This window comes from Nostoc sp. 'Peltigera membranacea cyanobiont' 232 (genome assembly GCF_002245985.1).
Classification (GTDB): domain Bacteria; phylum Cyanobacteriota; class Cyanobacteriia; order Cyanobacteriales; family Nostocaceae; genus Nostoc.
The window spans coordinates 78630-96606 of record NZ_NOLK01000002.1 but is presented as its reverse complement, the minus strand read 5'-3'; the positions used below and the strand labels follow the sequence as shown (position 1 = coordinate 96606).

17 protein-coding genes are annotated in these 17977 nt (G+C 41.6%); 12 read left to right on the top strand and 5 right to left on the bottom strand.

Annotated features, from left to right (window positions below):
* Positions 1-109 precede the first annotated feature (109 nt).
* Both CDG79_RS01420 and CDG79_RS01415 read left to right on the top strand, forming a co-directional pair.
* Complete coding sequence (locus CDG79_RS01420) at positions 110-448, top strand: helix-turn-helix domain-containing protein (protein ID WP_189524844.1); 339 nt, start codon at positions 110-112, stop codon at positions 446-448.
* Positions 449-478: 30 nt separating this feature from the next.
* Positions 479-1024, top strand: coding sequence for an ImmA/IrrE family metallo-endopeptidase (locus tag CDG79_RS01415; RefSeq protein ID WP_094339868.1), 546 nt, complete (start codon positions 479-481; stop codon positions 1022-1024).
* 163 nt (positions 1025-1187) lie between these two features.
* On the opposite strand, the gene CDG79_RS01410 is transcribed toward CDG79_RS01415, so the two are convergent.
* Positions 1188-1511 carry a hypothetical protein gene (locus CDG79_RS01410; RefSeq protein ID WP_181154152.1) on the bottom strand — a complete coding sequence of 108 codons (324 nt, stop codon included), beginning with the start codon at positions 1509-1511 and terminating at the stop codon, positions 1188-1190.
* A 1286-nt stretch (positions 1512-2797) separates the two neighbouring features.
* Positions 2798-3619: a hypothetical protein gene (locus tag CDG79_RS01405; protein ID WP_094339945.1), complete on the bottom strand. Its 822-nt coding sequence runs from the start codon at positions 3617-3619 to the stop codon at positions 2798-2800.
* 105 nt (positions 3620-3724) lie between these two features.
* Between CDG79_RS01405 and CDG79_RS01400 the strand changes: the two genes are divergently transcribed.
* The 7 genes from CDG79_RS01400 (at position 3725) to recG (ending at position 12063) form a co-directional block, all read left to right on the top strand.
* Positions 3725-4522: an HAD family hydrolase gene (locus CDG79_RS01400; RefSeq protein WP_094339866.1), complete on the top strand. Its 798-nt coding sequence runs from the start codon at positions 3725-3727 to the stop codon at positions 4520-4522.
* Between the two features lie 50 nt (positions 4523-4572).
* The gene (locus CDG79_RS01395; protein WP_094339864.1) at positions 4573-5313 is read left to right on the top strand and encodes a Uma2 family endonuclease; all 741 of its coding nucleotides are present in this window, start codon (positions 4573-4575) and stop codon (positions 5311-5313) included.
* Positions 5314-6123: 810 nt separating this feature from the next.
* The gene (locus CDG79_RS42040; protein ID WP_189524843.1) at positions 6124-6294 is read left to right on the top strand and encodes a hypothetical protein; all 171 of its coding nucleotides are present in this window, start codon (positions 6124-6126) and stop codon (positions 6292-6294) included.
* A 207-nt stretch (positions 6295-6501) separates the two neighbouring features.
* Positions 6502-7296, top strand: coding sequence for a 30S ribosomal protein S2 (gene rpsB, locus CDG79_RS01390; protein ID WP_012411819.1), 795 nt, complete (start codon positions 6502-6504; stop codon positions 7294-7296).
* 209 nt (positions 7297-7505) lie between these two features.
* Positions 7506-8450, top strand: coding sequence for a translation elongation factor Ts (gene tsf, locus CDG79_RS01385; protein ID WP_094339861.1), 945 nt, complete (start codon positions 7506-7508; stop codon positions 8448-8450).
* A 211-nt stretch (positions 8451-8661) separates the two neighbouring features.
* On the top strand, positions 8662-9498 hold the full coding sequence (locus CDG79_RS01380; protein ID WP_094339859.1) for a hypothetical protein: 837 nt from the start codon (positions 8662-8664) through the stop codon (positions 9496-9498).
* Between the two features lie 81 nt (positions 9499-9579).
* Complete coding sequence (recG, locus tag CDG79_RS01375) at positions 9580-12063, top strand: ATP-dependent DNA helicase RecG (RefSeq protein ID WP_094339857.1); 2484 nt, start codon at positions 9580-9582, stop codon at positions 12061-12063.
* 48 nt (positions 12064-12111) lie between these two features.
* Here recG and CDG79_RS01370 read toward each other — a convergent pair whose 3' ends face one another.
* From CDG79_RS01370 to CDG79_RS01360, 3 genes are all read right to left on the bottom strand, one after another.
* The gene (locus CDG79_RS01370) at positions 12112-12522 is read right to left on the bottom strand and encodes a tetratricopeptide repeat protein (protein ID WP_223277974.1); all 411 of its coding nucleotides are present in this window, start codon (positions 12520-12522) and stop codon (positions 12112-12114) included.
* A 104-nt stretch (positions 12523-12626) separates the two neighbouring features.
* Positions 12627-13169 (bottom strand): tetratricopeptide repeat protein, encoded by a 543-nt coding sequence (locus tag CDG79_RS01365; protein WP_094339852.1) that lies wholly within the window; start codon positions 13167-13169, stop codon positions 12627-12629.
* Positions 13170-13382: 213 nt separating this feature from the next.
* Positions 13383-14336 (bottom strand): glycosyltransferase family 2 protein, encoded by a 954-nt coding sequence (locus CDG79_RS01360; RefSeq protein WP_094339849.1) that lies wholly within the window; start codon positions 14334-14336, stop codon positions 13383-13385.
* 316 nt (positions 14337-14652) lie between these two features.
* Here CDG79_RS01360 and CDG79_RS01355 point away from each other — a divergent pair, with 316 nt between their 5' ends.
* The 3 genes from CDG79_RS01355 to CDG79_RS01345 all read left to right on the top strand — a co-directional run bounded on the left by CDG79_RS01355 (position 14653) and on the right by CDG79_RS01345 (position 17970).
* The gene (locus CDG79_RS01355; protein ID WP_094339847.1) at positions 14653-15627 is read left to right on the top strand and encodes a cation diffusion facilitator family transporter; all 975 of its coding nucleotides are present in this window, start codon (positions 14653-14655) and stop codon (positions 15625-15627) included.
* Between the two features lie 124 nt (positions 15628-15751).
* A complete protein-coding gene (locus CDG79_RS01350; protein ID WP_223277969.1) occupies positions 15752-15991 on the top strand; it encodes a hypothetical protein in 240 nt (79 codons plus the stop codon).
* Positions 15992-16011: 20 nt separating this feature from the next.
* Complete coding sequence (locus CDG79_RS01345; protein WP_094339845.1) at positions 16012-17970, top strand: alkaline phosphatase; 1959 nt, start codon at positions 16012-16014, stop codon at positions 17968-17970.
* The last annotated feature ends 7 nt before the right edge of the window (positions 17971-17977 follow it).

Below are 17977 nucleotides of genomic sequence, written 5' to 3'. Positions count from 1 at the left end.
AGCACGAACTTTTTCAAGCGTGATACATTTGTTTTATAAAACATACATTATTATTTATTTTGTGTCAAATAAAAAGCAATTTATTCTTTTGTAAGACAGGGGCAAAGGAATGGGAAGTTATCTAGATATAGAAGGGTTAGCAAGCCTAGTTCGCAAAAAACGCGGCAGCAGAGGACTACGGGAAACATCGGCGGAGATTGGTAATGTTAGTCCATCCACTCTTTCACGAGTAGAGAGTGGCAAAATGCCGGATATGGAAACTTTTCTGGCACTTTGTAACTGGCTAGAAGTGCCACCTGCGGAATTGTTTAGAACCTCAGAGGAGGATCAACTGGATACGCCTGAAGCGATCGCTATTCAACTACCGGCTGACAAAAATCTTGATCCAGCGATCGCCAATGCTTTAGCATCTCTAGTTAAAGCAGCGTACCGCGATCTCTCAAAATGATGGCGAATTGAAGCAAGAACCCTAAAATATATGCCATTAATTCAAAGTCTATCGCCGGAATCTAGGCAACGCTGTGAAGCGATCGCAACTGAACAACGAAGCTTACTTCGAGTGCGATCGTTTGAACCGTTACCCGCAGACATTCTAGCAACCAAGTTAGGAGCAAGACTTTTTACACCCGATCGGGTTCCGAATTTAGAGCCAGAGCAAGTAGCAGTATTACTTGCTAACGATGGGTGGTCAGCAGGGATTATACGCTATAACCCACTATGGATTGTATACAACCCACGTCATGCACCTGCACGCTATGAATCAAATCTGATGCATGAAATAGCTCATCTGTTGTTCAATCATAAGGCTGTTGGCTTTGATTCAATAACTGGACTACCAAAACGTAAACAAAACAACGAAGATGAAGCAACTTATTTAGGTGGATGCCTGCAAATTCCTAAACGTGGATTATTATGGGCGACACAACGAAAGATGCTATTACCTCAAATCGCAACACATTTTGGTGCTAGCGAAGCAATGGTGAAGTTTCGCAGTAATGTAACTGATGTGCCTATCAAATGCTAATATTTTACAATATATGCTCTGCCAGCAAACAGAATTCATTAATGAGTTATTAATAATCTTTAGCTGAAACTGTTATGATTTCTTCTCTTTTTCTGAAATTAAAAACTGCTCTTGTCAAAAGTAGACAAGAGCACTTTTTAATAGTAAAGCCCAAAATAATAATTTAGGCATCTTCAAGTTCAAATTGAGCCACCGTAACAGCGTTAAAAGCGAAAGCTAAAACCAATGGCATCGGCGACTGAAACCAAAAGGTAAAAAGAACAGCTAAAATCGTTCCAATTACTGCGGACATCGACCACAATCTTTCTTCAAAGGTTAATCCCTTCTCAGCTTTAATCACTCTGAGAACATTCACTGGGATTGGTTCTGGCATTACGCCACCTGGCGGAAAAGCCCAGAAATTGTTACGTCGCTCTACAAATAAATCTGTCCAGCCATTTTCTTGGCACCATGCCTCAATCCATTGAAGTGAGTAATGATTCATCATCGCGTTTCGGAGTTCGGTTTGTAGAAGTTGTGTACTCTGTGAATATAAACTTTTGGAGATTCCTAAATAACTAACTAATCGCTATAAAATTAACGCTAATTATCCAACTTTTAAGCTTTGTTAAGCAGTTGAGACGCATATAATTACGCTCAAACCTTACTTTCACTAATTAGAAGATTAGCAGTTGATGGAGGCTGTTTAATTTAAAAGACAATAAACTTTACTTGAAAGGTTGAAGGTCAAGAAATGTAAATAAATCAGTGAGTATTACTGCTTAATTAAACTCTTTATATCTTAAAATTCCAATCTAAAAATGAATAATTGTGAACAACCCAACAAGGATAGGCATAGCCCGTCTTAGACCTTGCTTTCTCCGGCTAAACTATTCTTTTAGAGTTAGTAATTTCAAGTTTTACCTTCATAAAGAGAGATAGGTTCTGCTTTTTTGTATAGGATTACTATTTGATTTTTGCAAAAACCTCGGTACGCCTTAATCTTCTGGAATCCTCTTGCCTGCTGCCTTTTGCTTAATAAGCCAATTAATTTCAAGAATAAAACCGGATTCCTATATATTCTGCTAAAGCTCGTGTAGTGTCAAAAATAACTGCTAATTAATCAAATTATTGATATTTAGGACTAGGGCATATTTTCAAAATCTTTATATCCTAATACCATTTCTTTGTGAGGCTGCGCCAAATTCTCTTGGCTTCTTTCTTTGCGTTCTTCTCTACGAGACGCTACGCGAATGGGCCCTTTGCGGTTCGTTCCTTATATAGTTTGGCGCATCTTCATACAGAATTAGTATAAGACATAGGCGATCGCTATGTTGTCACGATCAACAGAAAAGACTTAAGTAACGAACAGTGGGAGAAATTATACCATTTCTGTTTGAAAGTTACGCAAAACTACACGTGATAGGGACAATTCACAAATTGCCCCTACCTGAGTATTAAAGTTTTATTGTTTGCATGAGTCCTGTCTGCGTCTGAAAAGGTTAAATATTTACTTTTAAACCGTACAGGCGCAGAGAACACAAAGCAAAAAAGAGATTTTTGGAGTTATCTTGAAAAGGCTACTACACATTGATATAAGTAGCTAAATATGTATATAGATTTCCAGGCATTCAAGTTTGATTTTTTCACTATTAGCTAGCGATGCCTACGGCAGGCTACGCCTACGCTACCCTGGAACAGCGAATTTAGTAATGCAGATGAAAGTCATTTTGTACAGTTCGTCAGTCCTTAATCTATTACATTTAATTACGTCTACCTACTTAAAGCCATAATTTATTGTCTAGCCGAGCCTGATTTTTTCATTCCAGGTTGGTTTGGCGGAGTTGGGGAATTTGGTTGGCGACTAGTACGAAAAGTCACATTCACGCCTTCATTCGATTGCTCTAGAACCAGTAGAGGCGTGGGTTTAGCCTTTTGATCCCAATGCATAGTAGCAATCCGACCCTGAAGTGTTGGTTGCCAACTATCTTCATCTTCTATGGGACTTAGATAAGTTTCTATACAGTCAATAATTTGACTAATAGTAGCAGAAGTTGCTTGCGTCGGTAACTTCATTAACCGGACTTGAATGCGAAACAGCACTCGTTTAGCAGAGTTCCCTGGACTCCCAGTTTCATACTCTACATCAAAAGTTTCATCTACTTGCCGTCCAGAGCTATTAGCAATTCCGACAGATCCAAGTTGTGCTTGATTTGGACGCAGAGCTTGAGTAACTTTATCTTTGATCTGAATCTTTACCTGATTAAGGATTGCAAAATGAAACACCTCCTCTGACATCCGCATTCGCAGATAATCTAGGTTAAAGTCCCGTGAGTTGACCAAATCGGGATTAGTTTCCATTTTGCGAATCGTTTCTAGCGCCAGCTTAAATTTTTTCTCTAATTCTCGCGCCCGGAATTGTTCAAACTTAAGTTTTTTCTCCAGCTTATCCTTCTGGAGCTTACTATAGACAATTAAAGCAATCACCGCTAAAGCCAGTCCTCCAGAAGTTACCAACAATAATGGTGGTATTTGAGGATTACTTGCTGGCACTTCCTGGGTTGCTTTTTTAGGCTTTGTCCCAGAGGATTGGGCAAGAAACATTGAAGTGGACATGGTTGCAAACTGAAAAACTTGACTCCTGATGTTTAGGATGCCCAAATCTTCCATGCCATCTTGCTGTATGATTAATATTTTTAACAGCTTTTTACAAAACCCCCTATGTCCAGACATTTGAGCATCCCTGCCCTGTCTGAGGTTTCATCTACAAGCTTTAGCAATATTCGTCTGATAGCCACAGATATGGATGGCACGCTAACTAGACGAGGAAAATTTACTCCCGCACTGCTGCAAGCTTTAGAGGATTTAGCGGCTGCTGACATTAAGGTGCTGATTGTCACAGGACGTTCTGCTGGGTGGGTGAGTGGATTGAGTAGCTTGATGCTAGTCGCAGGTGCTATGGCAGAAAATGGCGGTTTGTACTTTCCACCTGGAAACCAGAAACCAGTAGTTTTAACACCCATTCCCGATTTAGTTAAACATCGCCAGCACTTAGCTACGACTTTTGAGAATTTACAAACTAAATTTCCCCAAATTCAAGAATCTGCTGATAATCGCTTTCGCATCACCGACTGGACTTTTGATGTAGCTGGTTTGCATCAAGATGAACTACAAACCCTAGATAGTCTTTGTCAACAAATGGGTTGGGGATTTACCTATAGCAATGTGCAGTGTCACATTAAACCCCAAGGGCAAGATAAAGCTGTGGGATTGTTGCAAGTATTGCGCGAATATTTGCCCCAGTACTCACCAGAACAAATTGTTACTGTGGGCGATAGTCCCAATGATGAAAGTTTATTCGATCCGCGTTATTTTCCTGTTTCTGTAGGCGTTGCAAACGTACTGGAATATCTGAATCAGTTGAAATATCACCCTGCTTATATTACCAATGCTGCTGAAGGCGAAGGATTTTGTGAGTTATCTAGTTATATTTTGAAAAGCTTGCACATCCCAAGTTAGGGAGAGCTAAACTTGCTCTACAATAATCTTGTAGCACTGATTTTACAACCATGACGGCTACTTTACCTGTTGGTATTGAATCAGAAATCTTCTATCCCAGTGCTGATGGTCAACCAGTGGCAGAAACCTACGACCACCTTTATGCCTTGCTAACTACCCTGGAAGTCCTAAAACAGTATCTGGCAGACCGTCAGACAACAGTATTAGGAAATCAATTTCTTTATTATGCACAGGGTTTTCCTAAGTTGCGGGTAGCCCCAGATGTAATGGTGATTTTTGATGTTGCACCCGGTGGTCGGGACAACTATAAAATCTGGGAAGAGGGTCAAGTACCCACAGTTATTTTTGAAATGACATCCTTTGGTACTAAAGGACAAGACGAAATCTTCAAAAAGACTCTCTATGAGCAGCTAGGTGTTAAAGAATACTGGCTATTTGACCCAAAAGGTGAGTGGGTAGAACAACAGTTACGTGGCTATCGCCTGCGAGGAGAAATCTACGAACCCATACAAGATGGACGCAGTGAACCACTACAACTGCGCTTGGTGATTGAGGGAAGGTTAATTGGGTTTTATCGAGAAGATACAGGAGAAAAATTACTCATCCCTGATGAACTGGCACAGGTTTTACGGCAGGAAGTTTTGGCAAGGCAGCAAGCAGAAGCACTGGCAGAACAAGAACGTCAACGAGCAGAACAAGAACGTCAACGAGCAGAACAGGCAGAATTGCAGATAGAACAGTTAAAGGTAAGGTTGCGATCGCTCAACGCAGACCCCGATACTATTCAGTAATAAGTCCAGAAGTTGCTATAGCTCAGGATAATTGCTCTCATTAGTTGCGTGCCTCGGTGAATTGCAATCCCAATTCATAAGTTGCTAAAATCCATCTTTTGATAGGCAAAATTCCCACAAATCATAATTTAAAAGACTTGCGAGAATTTTTTGTCTATTAGCTTCTAAAATGTTTTATTTACATATAAATTTGTACGTAGCAGCCCCCAAGCTATACTTGAGCCTACATCTTTCCATACATCCGCACGAACAGGCAGACTAGCAAACAAAACAAATAACCCACTGAGTAATAATACTTTCATGGTAGTACCCTAAAACTTCATCATCTTTGAGACATGAATCATTAGACATCGGGAAACCTAATGATAAAGATTATGAAGATTTAATGATCTCTGCTCAAATGGGCATGAAACCGAGATCAGTATAATTTTCTCTAAAATGCTCTGAAAAAATTTATCCTGTCTAGGTTTGAAAACTTCCTCCATCGGGGTTTTTCAGCCATGATTTACAAGGAGAAATCAAGCCTTTCTAGATCATCTTGCAGATTGTTGGCTATATCTCGGCTCAATACCAAGTAAACAATTTGTTACCTGTGTCTTTGCCACATTTATCACCTTAGACAGAATACAATAGATGTGTGTCCACCGCGTTTCAATCTCAGAAATCTCAACAGTACTGGTTTAATTGATGAGACTGTTTTATACAGTCATTCGTCAGAGGGTTAACGTTTTATTTCTAAGTTCCACCATAAAGTCCAAGATCATCAATGTAGAGTCAACAATTTACCTTTAAATACTGAGGTATAGAATTATGCAAGAAATTGAAAGATTCTTCAGCAACTTTTTCAGTGGCATACTCAACCGCTTTAAGTATTCTGCGATGGACGCTGCCGATCGCAAAATGAGAGAAACTATCGACGAGCAGGTAGAACAACGGCGACAAAAACCCAAGCCCAAGGATCGAGAAGACCGGGATTTGTAATTTATAATTCGTAATTTTTGAGTTCAATATAAGCATAGCGCTTTCTATTGTTGAGTGGGCAGCGCTATTTTATCGACCTCACAAAACTCTTTGGAATGTGCTAACCTAGTATGGTTAACTAATCTCGCACATCTAAGAATTCGGGTGTTTCCCAGTTGGGAAATGCACTTGGATGGAGGTTTAACCCGAATCGGAGTAAGAAAATATATGCCAGTAGTTTCATTGGCTCAAATGATGGAGTCAGGGGTTCACTTTGGGCATCAGACCCGGCGTTGGAACCCAAAAATGTCTCCTTACATTTATACTTCCCGCAATGGTGTGCATATTATCGACTTGGTGCAAACTGCCCAGTTGATGGATAATGCTTACAATTACATGCGATCGCACGCAGAACAAGGGAAGAAATTTCTTTTTGTCGGCACTAAGCGCCAAGCAGCTGGAATTATTGCTCAAGAAGCTAGCCGTTGTGGTTCCCACTACATTAACCAACGCTGGTTGGGCGGAATGTTGACCAACTGGGCAACCATCAAAACACGGGTAGACCGTCTGAAAGATTTAGAACGCCGTGAAGAAACTGGCGCACTAGATTTATTACCCAAAAAAGAAGCATCAATGCTACGTCGGGAAATGACGAAGCTTCAGAAGTACTTGGGCGGCATTAAAACAATGCGAAAAGTACCTGATATCGTGGTAATCGTAGACCAACGGCGGGAATATAACGCAGTTCAAGAATGCCAAAAGCTGAATATTCCTATTGTGTCCATGTTGGATACAAACTGTGACCCCGATGTAGTAGATATCCCCATTCCAGCAAACGACGATGCTATCCGCTCAATTAAGCTGATAGTCGGAAAATTGGCGGATGCCATCTATGAAGGTCGTCACGGTCAGCTGGATGCTGAAGATGATTACGAAGATTACGACGGTAGTGAGTATGACGATGACTACGAAGAAACCGAATATACTGATGCCGTAATTCCCGATGAGGAAACAGAGGAATAAGTAAAGCAGGGGGTGAAGGAAGTATCCAAAGGAGGGCGGTTGTTTGCAGAGTAGCAGTAATCCGCCCTAACCTGCGGTATTAAGGTAGAGGCGAAAAAACTCATACCTGATAACTTCATTATTTTTTCTGCCCCAGCCCTGAGTAAGATAGAAATACTCAACACCCGTGAGCGATTACAACTCGAGGTCAAGTTAGGAATTGAGGCAACATGGCGGAAATATCTGCAAAACTCGTCCAAGAGCTACGCCAAAAAACTGGTGCCGGCATGATGGACTGCAAAAAGGCGCTGATAGAGACTGAAGGCAATGTAGAAGAAGCCGCAGACTGGCTACGCAAAAAGGGCATTTCTAAGGGAGGGGCAAAAAGCGATCGCATTGCGGCAGAAGGTCTAGTAGACACTTACATTCAACCCGGTGGTCGAGTAGGTGTACTCATCGAAGTCAACTGCCAAACTGACTTTGTGGCTCGTAACGACGCTTTTAAAGCTTTAGTTAAGAACCTAGCAAAGCAAGCAGCAACTGCTGATAGTGTTGAGTCTTTGTTGGCTCAACAGTATGCTGAGAATCCAAGCGGGACTGTAGAAGAATTCATCAAGCAAACTATTGCTACGCTCGGTGAAAATATCCAAGTGCGTCGCTTTATCAATTTTGTACTAGCAGAAGGCGCTCAAGGAGTAGTAGACAGCTACATTCACACTGGCGGTCGAGTTGGTGTATTAGTAGAACTGGGTTCTGAAAGTGAGTCAGTGGCTGCTAATTCAGAATTTCAAAGCTTGGCACGGAACACCGCAATGCAAGTTGCGGCTTGTCCAAATGTCGAGTATGTGAGCGTAGACCAAATCCCCGCCGAAATTGCCCAAAAGGAAAAAGACATTGAAATGGGCAAGGATGATTTGGCGAACAAGCCAGATAACATCAAAGAAAAGATTGTTCAGGGACGGATTGAAAAACGCCTGAAAGAATTGACTTTGCTCGATCAGCCTTACATCCGCGATCAGAGTATTTCGGTAGAAGACCTCTTGAAGCAAGCGAAGACGCAATTAGGCACAGAGATTCAAGTTAATCGCTTTGTCCGCTATATATTGGGCGAAGGCATTGAGAAGCAAGAAATTAGCTTTGCTGATGAAGTCGCTGCACAAATTAGCAGTATGTAATATTGGTCATTGGTAATTAGTAATTAGTTTTTACCAAGGACAAAGGACTCTTTAACAAACAGGTCAAGCAAATAGCCTGACCTGTGTTTTTTTAGTAGAGACGCGAAATATCGCATTTAATTTAAAATCTAAAATCCTTTGGGAAGTTATTATAAAATAAATTTGTACATTTGTACTATGTAATAGTTCACATGGACAAGAACGAAAAGATATGGCAAGAGCAATCGAGCGAATTGAACGGGATATTGAAGCACTCAAAGAAGCGATTCGGGCGATCGCAATAGAACTACAAACCGCTTATGCTAGTTATCTAAACACCTTGGGGCTAGCTGTACGAAAACAATTGATTCTGGCGAGTTACCATCTTTGTACACAGGGGTATCCTGAAAACTTTCTGCATCTGTCATTAAATCAGCGCCAGCAATTGCAACAAGCCATCCGCAAGTCGGGTCAGGTGGCAGCAGAGCAATTGCTCGCTTGGATTAAAAGTGACGAAGCTGAGTTAGATAAGGAAGAGGTGGAAGAGGAGGATAAAGAAGTAGCATCTTCTGAACTTCTAGACACCTCAAATTCTCAGCCTTTGACTACCGACACTTCTAATCCTATAGAACTGGCAAAATGGCAACATAACTTAGAAGAGGCCACGCAAGAGATACTGAAAAAACTTTCTCATGATGCTAATCTTTTATTACAAAAAGCTGGGGTATTACCCAAAAAATTACCAGAACCGATTTTAGCTGCTGCGGCTGCGGCGGCATCAGAAGCATCTGCCGAGGTTATGCCAGGGCCACCGAACTTATTAAACTTAGTAATTGAAATTGAAAATGAGCAGCAGTCAGAAGATTCTGGACTGACGCAAATCATGGCTATTAACCTGCGGCTAGGAGAAATTGAATTTGCTGATGTGACACTCTCCTCTGAACGTAGGCAAATTCGCAGTATTTTAGTTAAGCTAAACAAACTAGGAAGAGAGTATCAAAAGAAACATCGAGAAAGAGCGATCGCTGAAGCTGAAGCTGCATGGCGTGCTAGTTGGTTTGAGGATTAGTCATTTGTCCTACTCCTACGGGAAGCCGCTGGCCCGTCTATGTCCTTTGTCCAAAGTCAAATGACCAATGACTATTGACCAATGACTAATGAAAAACCAGATTGGATAAGATTGCACAAAGCCTTGGCAATAGAAGCCGAACGCGGCTTTACAGACTTGGTGGGCAGAGAATACCGTTTCAGTGAATTTCTGAGCCTGACTTTGGGCAAATTTCCAACAGGCTTACCCCAAACTGAACGCCGCCGTTGGCAAGGACTAGCGGTGCAATTTGCTAGTTATCCACATCTAGCACTGGAAGAAAGACAACATTTAGTCGCAGAGACTCGTAGGTATCTCTCCCAACTACAGCAAGATGAAGAGGGTGAGCAGGGGGAGCAGGGGAGCAGAGGAGCAGGGGAGCAGGGGAAAAAAGTCCAAAATCCAAAATCTCCAATTGTTGCAGAGGTGAGTCGGAGGCTTGCACCGAAAATTGAGCAAAAACTCAGCGATTTACCAGAAATAGGCTTCAAAAAAGCTGATAATTTGGCACGGCTTGGTTTACACACTGTCCGCGACTTGCTTTTCTACTATCCTCGTGACCACATTGATTATGCGCGTCAGGTGAATATCCGCGAGTTACAGGCAGGTGACACGGTGACAATAGTGGCAACTGTGAAGCGTTGCAACTGCTTTAGTAGCCCTAAAAATCAGAAATTATCAATTTTAGAACTGGTAGTAAAAGATAATAGCGGTCAAATCAAAATTGGTCGTTTTTACGCAGGGACGCGCTTTAGTAGTCGCGCTTGGCAAGAAAGTTTAAAACGCCGTTATCCAGTGGGTAGTATTTTAGCTGCGTGTGGGTTGGTGAAAGAAAGTAAATACGGCTTGACACTTGATAATCCAGAATTAGAGGTTTTGGCAAATCCAGGAGATTCGATTGAGTCGCTGAATATTGGGCGGGTAGTGCCAATTTATGGATTGACTGAAGGAGTAGTGGCGAATACAGTCCGACAGGCGGTAATTGCTGCTTTACCTGCTGCGGCTAACCTGAAAGACCCTTTACCCAATGGTTTGCGACAGAAATATGGTTTGATGGAATTGAAAGATGCGATCGCTAATATCCATTTTCCCAGTGACAGTGACGCTTTAAAAGTTGCCCGTCGTCGCCTAGTCTTTGACGAATTTTTCTACCTACAACTTGGTTTACTGCAACGTCAGCAGCAAGCAAGGGCAATTCAAACCAGTGCTATCCTCGTTCCACGCGGTCAACTTGTAGAGAAATTCTACGAAATACTGCCTTTTAAACTTACGGGCGCGCAGCAACGAGTCCTTAATGACATTCTTAACGATTTGCAAAAACCTGTACCAATGAATCGTTTAGTGCAAGGTGATGTCGGTTCAGGTAAAACGGTCGTCGCCGTGCTAGCTATCCTCGCAGCAATTCAATCTGGCTATCAAGCGGCGCTGATGGCTCCCACGGAAGTTTTGGCAGAACAACATTATCGCAAGTTAGTTAGCTGGTTTAACCTCTTGCATTTACCAGTGGAATTACTGACAGGTTCAACTAAAACTGCGAAACGAAGACAAATCCATTCCCAGTTGGGAACTGGTGAATTACCTCTGTTAGTGGGAACCCATGCCTTAATTCAAGACTCTGTAAGCTTCCAGCAACTGGGCTTAGTGGTGATAGATGAACAGCATCGTTTTGGAGTAGAACAACGGGCGCGTTTACAACAAAAAGGCGAACAACCCCATGTGTTAACTATGACAGCTACACCGATTCCCCGAACCTTGGCACTGACGATACACGGGGATTTGGATGTGAGCCAAATTGATGAATTACCACCAGGACGGCAAAAGATTCAGACAACAGTATTATCAGGTCAGCAACGCAACCATGCTTACGACCTCATCCGGCGAGAAATTGCCCAAGGTAGACAAGTTTACGTGGTTTTGCCTTTGGTAGAAGAATCAGAAAAACTGGATTTGCGATCGGCTGTAGATGAGCATCAAAAGCTACAAGAAAGCGTTTTTCCTGACTTTCAAGTAGGGCTACTCCACGGTCGCATGAGTTCAGCCGATAAGGATGAAGCGATTACCAAATTTCGTGATAACCAAACACAAATTTTGGTTTCTACTACCGTTGTCGAGGTTGGTGTAGACGTACCTAATGCTACAGTGATGCTCATTGAAAACGCTGAACGATTTGGCTTATCGCAACTGCACCAACTGCGGGGGCGTGTTGGTCGTGGCGCGGCTCAGTCTTACTGTCTGTTGATGAGCAGTTCCAGAAGTCCTGATGCTCAACAACGGTTGAAGGTGTTGGAACAATCTCAGGATGGCTTTTTCATCTCCGAGATGGATATGCGTTTTCGTGGGCCAGGGCAAGTACTGGGAACTCGTCAATCTGGAGTGCCAGATTTTACCTTAGCGAGTTTGGTTGACGATGAAGAAGTTTTACTTTTAGCACGCCAAGCAGCAGAGAAAATAATAGAGATGGATGTTACTTTAGAACGTTGGTATTTGATGAAAGAAGAATTGAAGTATCGGTATGAGCGGTTAATGGGTGGGGCGATTTTGACGTAATATATCTGAGTTAGTTTAAGAGAGAAACTTACTATGCATTCCTAACTTTTATATGCGCCTGCTGCGAAAGACATTCTTTAGGTTTTTGATTGTGTCTATTACCATTTGATGCTTTTGTTTCTTCCCTTGCATAAGAAACAGGTCAGCAGCTTGCTGTAAATCTGCCATTGCTCCTTCTTTGTTATCTTCTAAGAGAAAGCGAAGAAGACCACGACTGTAGTAAGCTTCGGGTAGGTTAGATTTAAGCCGAATCACTTGGTTAATATCTATGAGCGCTGCCTGGAGTTTCCCTAGCTGTGCAAGAGTCTGACCTCGACTAAGATAGGCTTCCATATAGTTGGGGTCTTCTCCTAAAGCTTGGTTGTAATCTTCAATCGCTCCTTTCAAGTCTCCCAAATGAGAGCGGGCAAGACCACGATTATAGTATGACCAACTGAGTGGATAGCTTTGTAATTCGATAGCTTTATTGTAATCAGCAATAAGCTGTTGCGTATTTAATTTGTATATGCGATGCGCTCATGTTGCCCGCACTACAATAATTTTACGTTTTCGTACTATACAATTTAGATGCACATCAGCTTACTTTGCTTATAGTTTCCTTGTGCCGCGTAGACAATACCCCGAAGGTAGTAAGAACGACCATACTTAGGATCGATTTCCATGGACTGATTGTAGTCGGAGATAGCTTGTTTGTAATTGCCCAGTTTGTAATATTCCCAACCTCGGTCGCTATAGGCATCGGTAAACTTGGAATTTAATCGCAGGGCTTGATTATAATCAGAAATTGCTCCAGTATGATCTCCCAACCCAGAGCGGGCAAGACCACGGTTGTAGTAGGGTTGGGCATTATTCGGATTTAGTTGAATTGCCTGGTTAAAATCTGTAATAGCCCCTCTATAGTCATGTTGGTTAAACTTCTCTACTCCTTGGAACAACAAGTCGCTTTCCTTGTCTATTTCTTGGTCTAAGAAGTCAGAACCGCTATTTTGAGCAATAAGTATTTTTGGTGACTGAGCATAGACACTTTTGGGTAGCCCATTGAATGCAATAGCCACTCCTATGATTAGGATTCCCTTTTGAATCAGGTTTTTATGGTGCTTATTCATCTCTATTTAGTCCCAGTTTAAATTTGGCAGGACTTATAATTGTATTCAGGAGGAATAGTAATATTTTAAACATTCCTATTTGAGTTTATACGGTAGTCAATTCTGCCAGTTCGTTCACTATCAGAGAATCAGGTATTGAGTTGAGATGCGCGACATAACCAACAAAGTTTTAACAGGTTGATTACACAGTGGTACTTCCCAAAGGTGTTTTAATCACGATGCTTGCTGCATTTGAGCATAGGCTTCATAAACACCCTTCACGTTGTACCAATTGAGGAAAATTCGGGCAATTTCTAAAGCTAATTGTGGTTTACCTAAATTAATTAGCCATTGCAACAATGGAGCCATTGTCCGTTCATTTAGTGCGCCATTGAGTGAAAGAATTCCCCAAAGTAACCGATGCAGCCAAGTCATTTGAATCATCATTCGCACTTCCCATGTGGGATGCTTTTGATAAAACAAAACTCCCATCCGTCCGCGTTGAATTTCTTGGTCAATTAATCTGGGAATTTGCTCTAATTTAAATGCTGGATGCCAGTGATATCCTACGGCTTCTGGACATTTAATTAATGTCAAACCTAGTTTTTTCAGCCGTACACCTAATTCTAAATCTTCCCAGCCATAGAGTTGAAAGCTGGTGTCAAAAAGTCCGGCTTTCTCTAGCCAATATTTGGGAATTGCTACATTCCCCGTAGCAAAAAAAGCTGCTGAAAAATCTGTGACTTTATAGGGTTCAGCCGTTGGGTTGTGGAAATTGCAAGTATTAATAACTGCACCGTAAGTGAAAAAGCGATCGCTCCTCAATTTCTCCTGTCCCTGCAATAATGCATTAGCATGAGCTTGCAAGAAATTCTCCAGCACCACTAAATCACTATCAATAAAGATAATTATGTCTCCCAGCGCCTCCTTTACCCCTAAATTCCGAGCCGCAGATGGGCCAGCATGATCTTGCTGAAACCATCGCACATGGGGAAACTCGTCTTTGTGTGCTGCTAACCACTCCAATGTGCCATCAGTAGAACCATCATCCACCAAGACAATCTCGTAACCAGTAACCGAACTTGGCTGACTTAACTCCTGCACCTCCAAGGCACGGAGGCACTTTTCTAAAATCGGTTGACGATTATAAGTCGGTATCACAACGCTGAAAAACACAGTATCACCCATAACACTATTGACCCATCTCCAGGATAGGACAGATGGGGCGCTGACACTGTTCCTTATCTGATTGATTAGGGTTAAGAAAATAGCAAGAGGTTATATTTTAATTAACTGAAATATAACCTAAATTTAATTATTGCCAAATAGACTAAATAATAATGATAAATATTCTCATCTATAAAAACCAATTGATTCAATTGTTCCACTATTAATTAGTTATTGAGAAATACAGAAATCCTCAGTAAATTAATGATTCTTTATATCAATCACAAAACTTTGATTGCTTCAGCTAATAATCTACTATAAAAAGGCTTTTAAAGTAATGTTTTCATTTCAATTGTGTGGCTGTGTGGATGATTCGGCAAAAGTAGTTAATAATCAGCAAAAAGCAAAAATTTTGTGGATAACAGTAGGATTACTTGCTATTTTTTTTGTTACTGAGTGGAGTGTAGGTTTATGGAGCCATAGTTTATCTTTACAAGCAGATGCAGGACACATCCTTTCGGATATTACAGCGTTAGGAATATCGTTACTTGCTAGTTTTTTAGCACAGCAACCAGCTAAGAAAAAAGCAACCTTTGGAAATCAGCGAATCGAAGTTTTAGCAGCTTTGTTAAATGGATTAAGTTTGCTGGCGATCGCTACTTTTATCACATGGGAAGCTATTCAACGCTGGCAACATCCAGCAACCATTTTGGGATTACCAATGTTAGGGATTGCCGTGTTAGGTTTAATCGTCAATCTGCTCAATATTACTTTGCTTCATCCTCACACTCACGACGACTTAAACCTGCGTGGGGCTTTGCTTCATGTCATCGCTGATACCGCTAGTTCTGTGGGCGTAATTATAGCTGCTTTAACAGTTCATCTTTGGGATTGGTGGTGGGCAGATGTTGCGATTAGTTTAGTAGTTGCAATCTTTACGGGTTTAAGTGCTTTACCTTTAGTGCAAGAAAGTTTAAAGATTTTTTTGGAATATGCACCAGAATCAATTGACCCCGTTGAGGTGGAAATATCTCTCAAATCTTTTCCTGGTGTTGTGCAGGTAGAAAAACTCCACATCTGGACACTCAGTTTAAATAAAGTTATGCTTTGTGCCAATTTGACGGTTGAATGTACAACTATCCAAGAACGCGATCGCTTACTCAATAAGTTGGAAAATCACATCCGCAAAACTTTTCATATTAATGAAATAACTTTGCAGCTAACTAGCTGTAAAAATCCTTCATTAGTGAAAATTCATCCTTTATTTAATCAAGATTTAGTTTTAATGTTATCTCCTAACAGAGCAAAATAAAACCAAAAATTTTCACTCGAATTTCTCCAAAAATTACTTAAATTAAGATTTTAAAATTATGTTTTTTGGCATTATTTTTAATTGTCAAAACATAGCAAAAGATTATTTACTAAGAGGTTTACTAATGATGAATTCCATTCAAAAATTACCAATGATTTCATTCCTAAAACAGTACAAACGTACCTTGCTTTGGTTTATATCTGGTGTGGTTCTGGCAGTTTTGTTGTTCTTAGGAACATCAAATCAACAACCAGCAACAGCTACTAACCCAAGTCATACTACAGCCTCTACTCAGCTAGATGTGACTGCTACACCCTCAGACTTTGGCGCTACTCACCTAGAACCAAATTTTTATCAGTACTAACAACTTTAAGGCACATTGCAATGATTTCACTTTTGCGAAAGTACAAGCGATCGCTAGCCTTTGCTATGGCTGGCTTGCTGTGTACCGTTCTGCTGGTATTTGGTAATTCTGTTTTTCAGCCGACTATGGCCGCTGGTAATGGAATTAACGTAATTATCATGATTGGCGATGGTATGGGTTGGAATATGGCCCGAGCCGCAGCCGTTGCCAAAGGCGCTCCTTTTTATACAAGTGGTAAAGGTTCAGGTCTGAGCTTCCAAAAGCTAACTGGATATGGATTGGTGACTACTTACGGCACAACAATTCAAGGAAATACACCAGCTAAACCAACAGGTCAGCCCCACCTAACAGGTAACTCTGCTCTAGATGGGTCTGATACATTCACCGGTGCAAGTCCTGTTCGTCCTAACTTCTCATTCAAGCCTACTCCTTTTAATCCAGGCGATCGCCTTGATGGTAACAGTTTGGCAGATGGTAATCTCACAGGTTACGACCCTAGCAAAGGCGGCCCTCTTCCTTGGATTCCTCTGACCCCTGCTAATGCTGGTACTTATGACACAGAGTACATCAAACATAGTTATCCCGACTCTGCTAACACCGCTACAACTCTTTATACTGGCGTAAAGAGCTTTAACAACGCGATGGGTGTAGACATTTACGAGAAAAAGTTGAAAACAATCCTGGAAATTGCCAAGGAAAATAGTAAGTCTACAGGACTAGTTACTTCTGTACCCATTAGCCATGCAACGCCTGGTGCTGCGGCTTCTTTTGTAAATCGTCGCAGCAAATACGATAGTAAGTACGACCCTACCAAGACTAACCAAGACAGTGTTCTGCAACAGACATTGCTAAACTTTCAGCCTAATGTTTTATTGGGTGGCGGTCATCCGAAAGACTTTGACAATAAAAGTAGTACAAGTACCGCAGAGGGTGTCTTTAACTATACGTATATTACAGAAGACACTTATCAACATCTCAGCAATAACCCTACGTCCAATCGTTACGGCTATACCTTTTTAGAACGCGGCCCTAATGCAACTCAGACACTGCTAAACACGGCTGCTAAACTCGATCCCAATAAGGGAGACAAATTATTTGGTCTATACGGTGCGCGTGGACAAGAAGGCAACCTTCCTACTAGCTCTTCTAAGGGAGACTACAGTTTAACAGGTCTGAACAACGGCTCGCTCTATAGCTCTGTTGTTAAGAGTGTAAGTCCCTGTCCATCAGGTCAGATTATTCCTGGTACATCTGGGGATTGTGTTCCTGTTGTCGATGCAGCAGGGAACCCAATTTCTGGCCCCACACCTGATACTGTCCGTCCTCTAGCTCCCGGTGAAACCGATGCTAGTTTTATCGCCAGAGAGATTAACGAAAATCCGACTTTAGCGGATCTGACCAAAGCAGCTTTAACGGTTCTAGGTAAAGACAAAGACGGTTTTTGGCTGATGGTTGAGGGAGGTGATGTAGACTGGTCTGCTCATGACAACAACATGGATAACCTAATCGGTACCATGAATGATTTTGATAAGGCAGTCCAACAGGTCATTACTTGGGTAGAGAATCATGGTGGTTGGAGTAAGAACCTACTCCTTGTGACTGCTGACCATGACCACTACTTGACTCTGAATAATGACTTTGCCTCTAAATTGACTCCTAATCCCGATCCTAATCAGGCTAGAGGCTTGAAGTATAACGCTAAAGACATCACCTTCAACAAGCACAACTCTAAAGACGCTGGTCACTTCTGGGGAGCCGATCCAAATTACAAGTACCTTTGGGGTAGCCATAGCCGCAGAATTGTACCTGTTTACTACCAGGGTGCTTATTCATCAACTCTGACTCGATCCTTTGGACAAAAGCTTGAGTTTACAGATAGTTCTGGTACTTACACTGCGCCCGGTGTTCGGGGTGTAGTCGATCAGAGTCATATCTTCCAAGCCATGAAAACTGCGATCGCAGGTAAGTCTGTAAATTGAATCCACC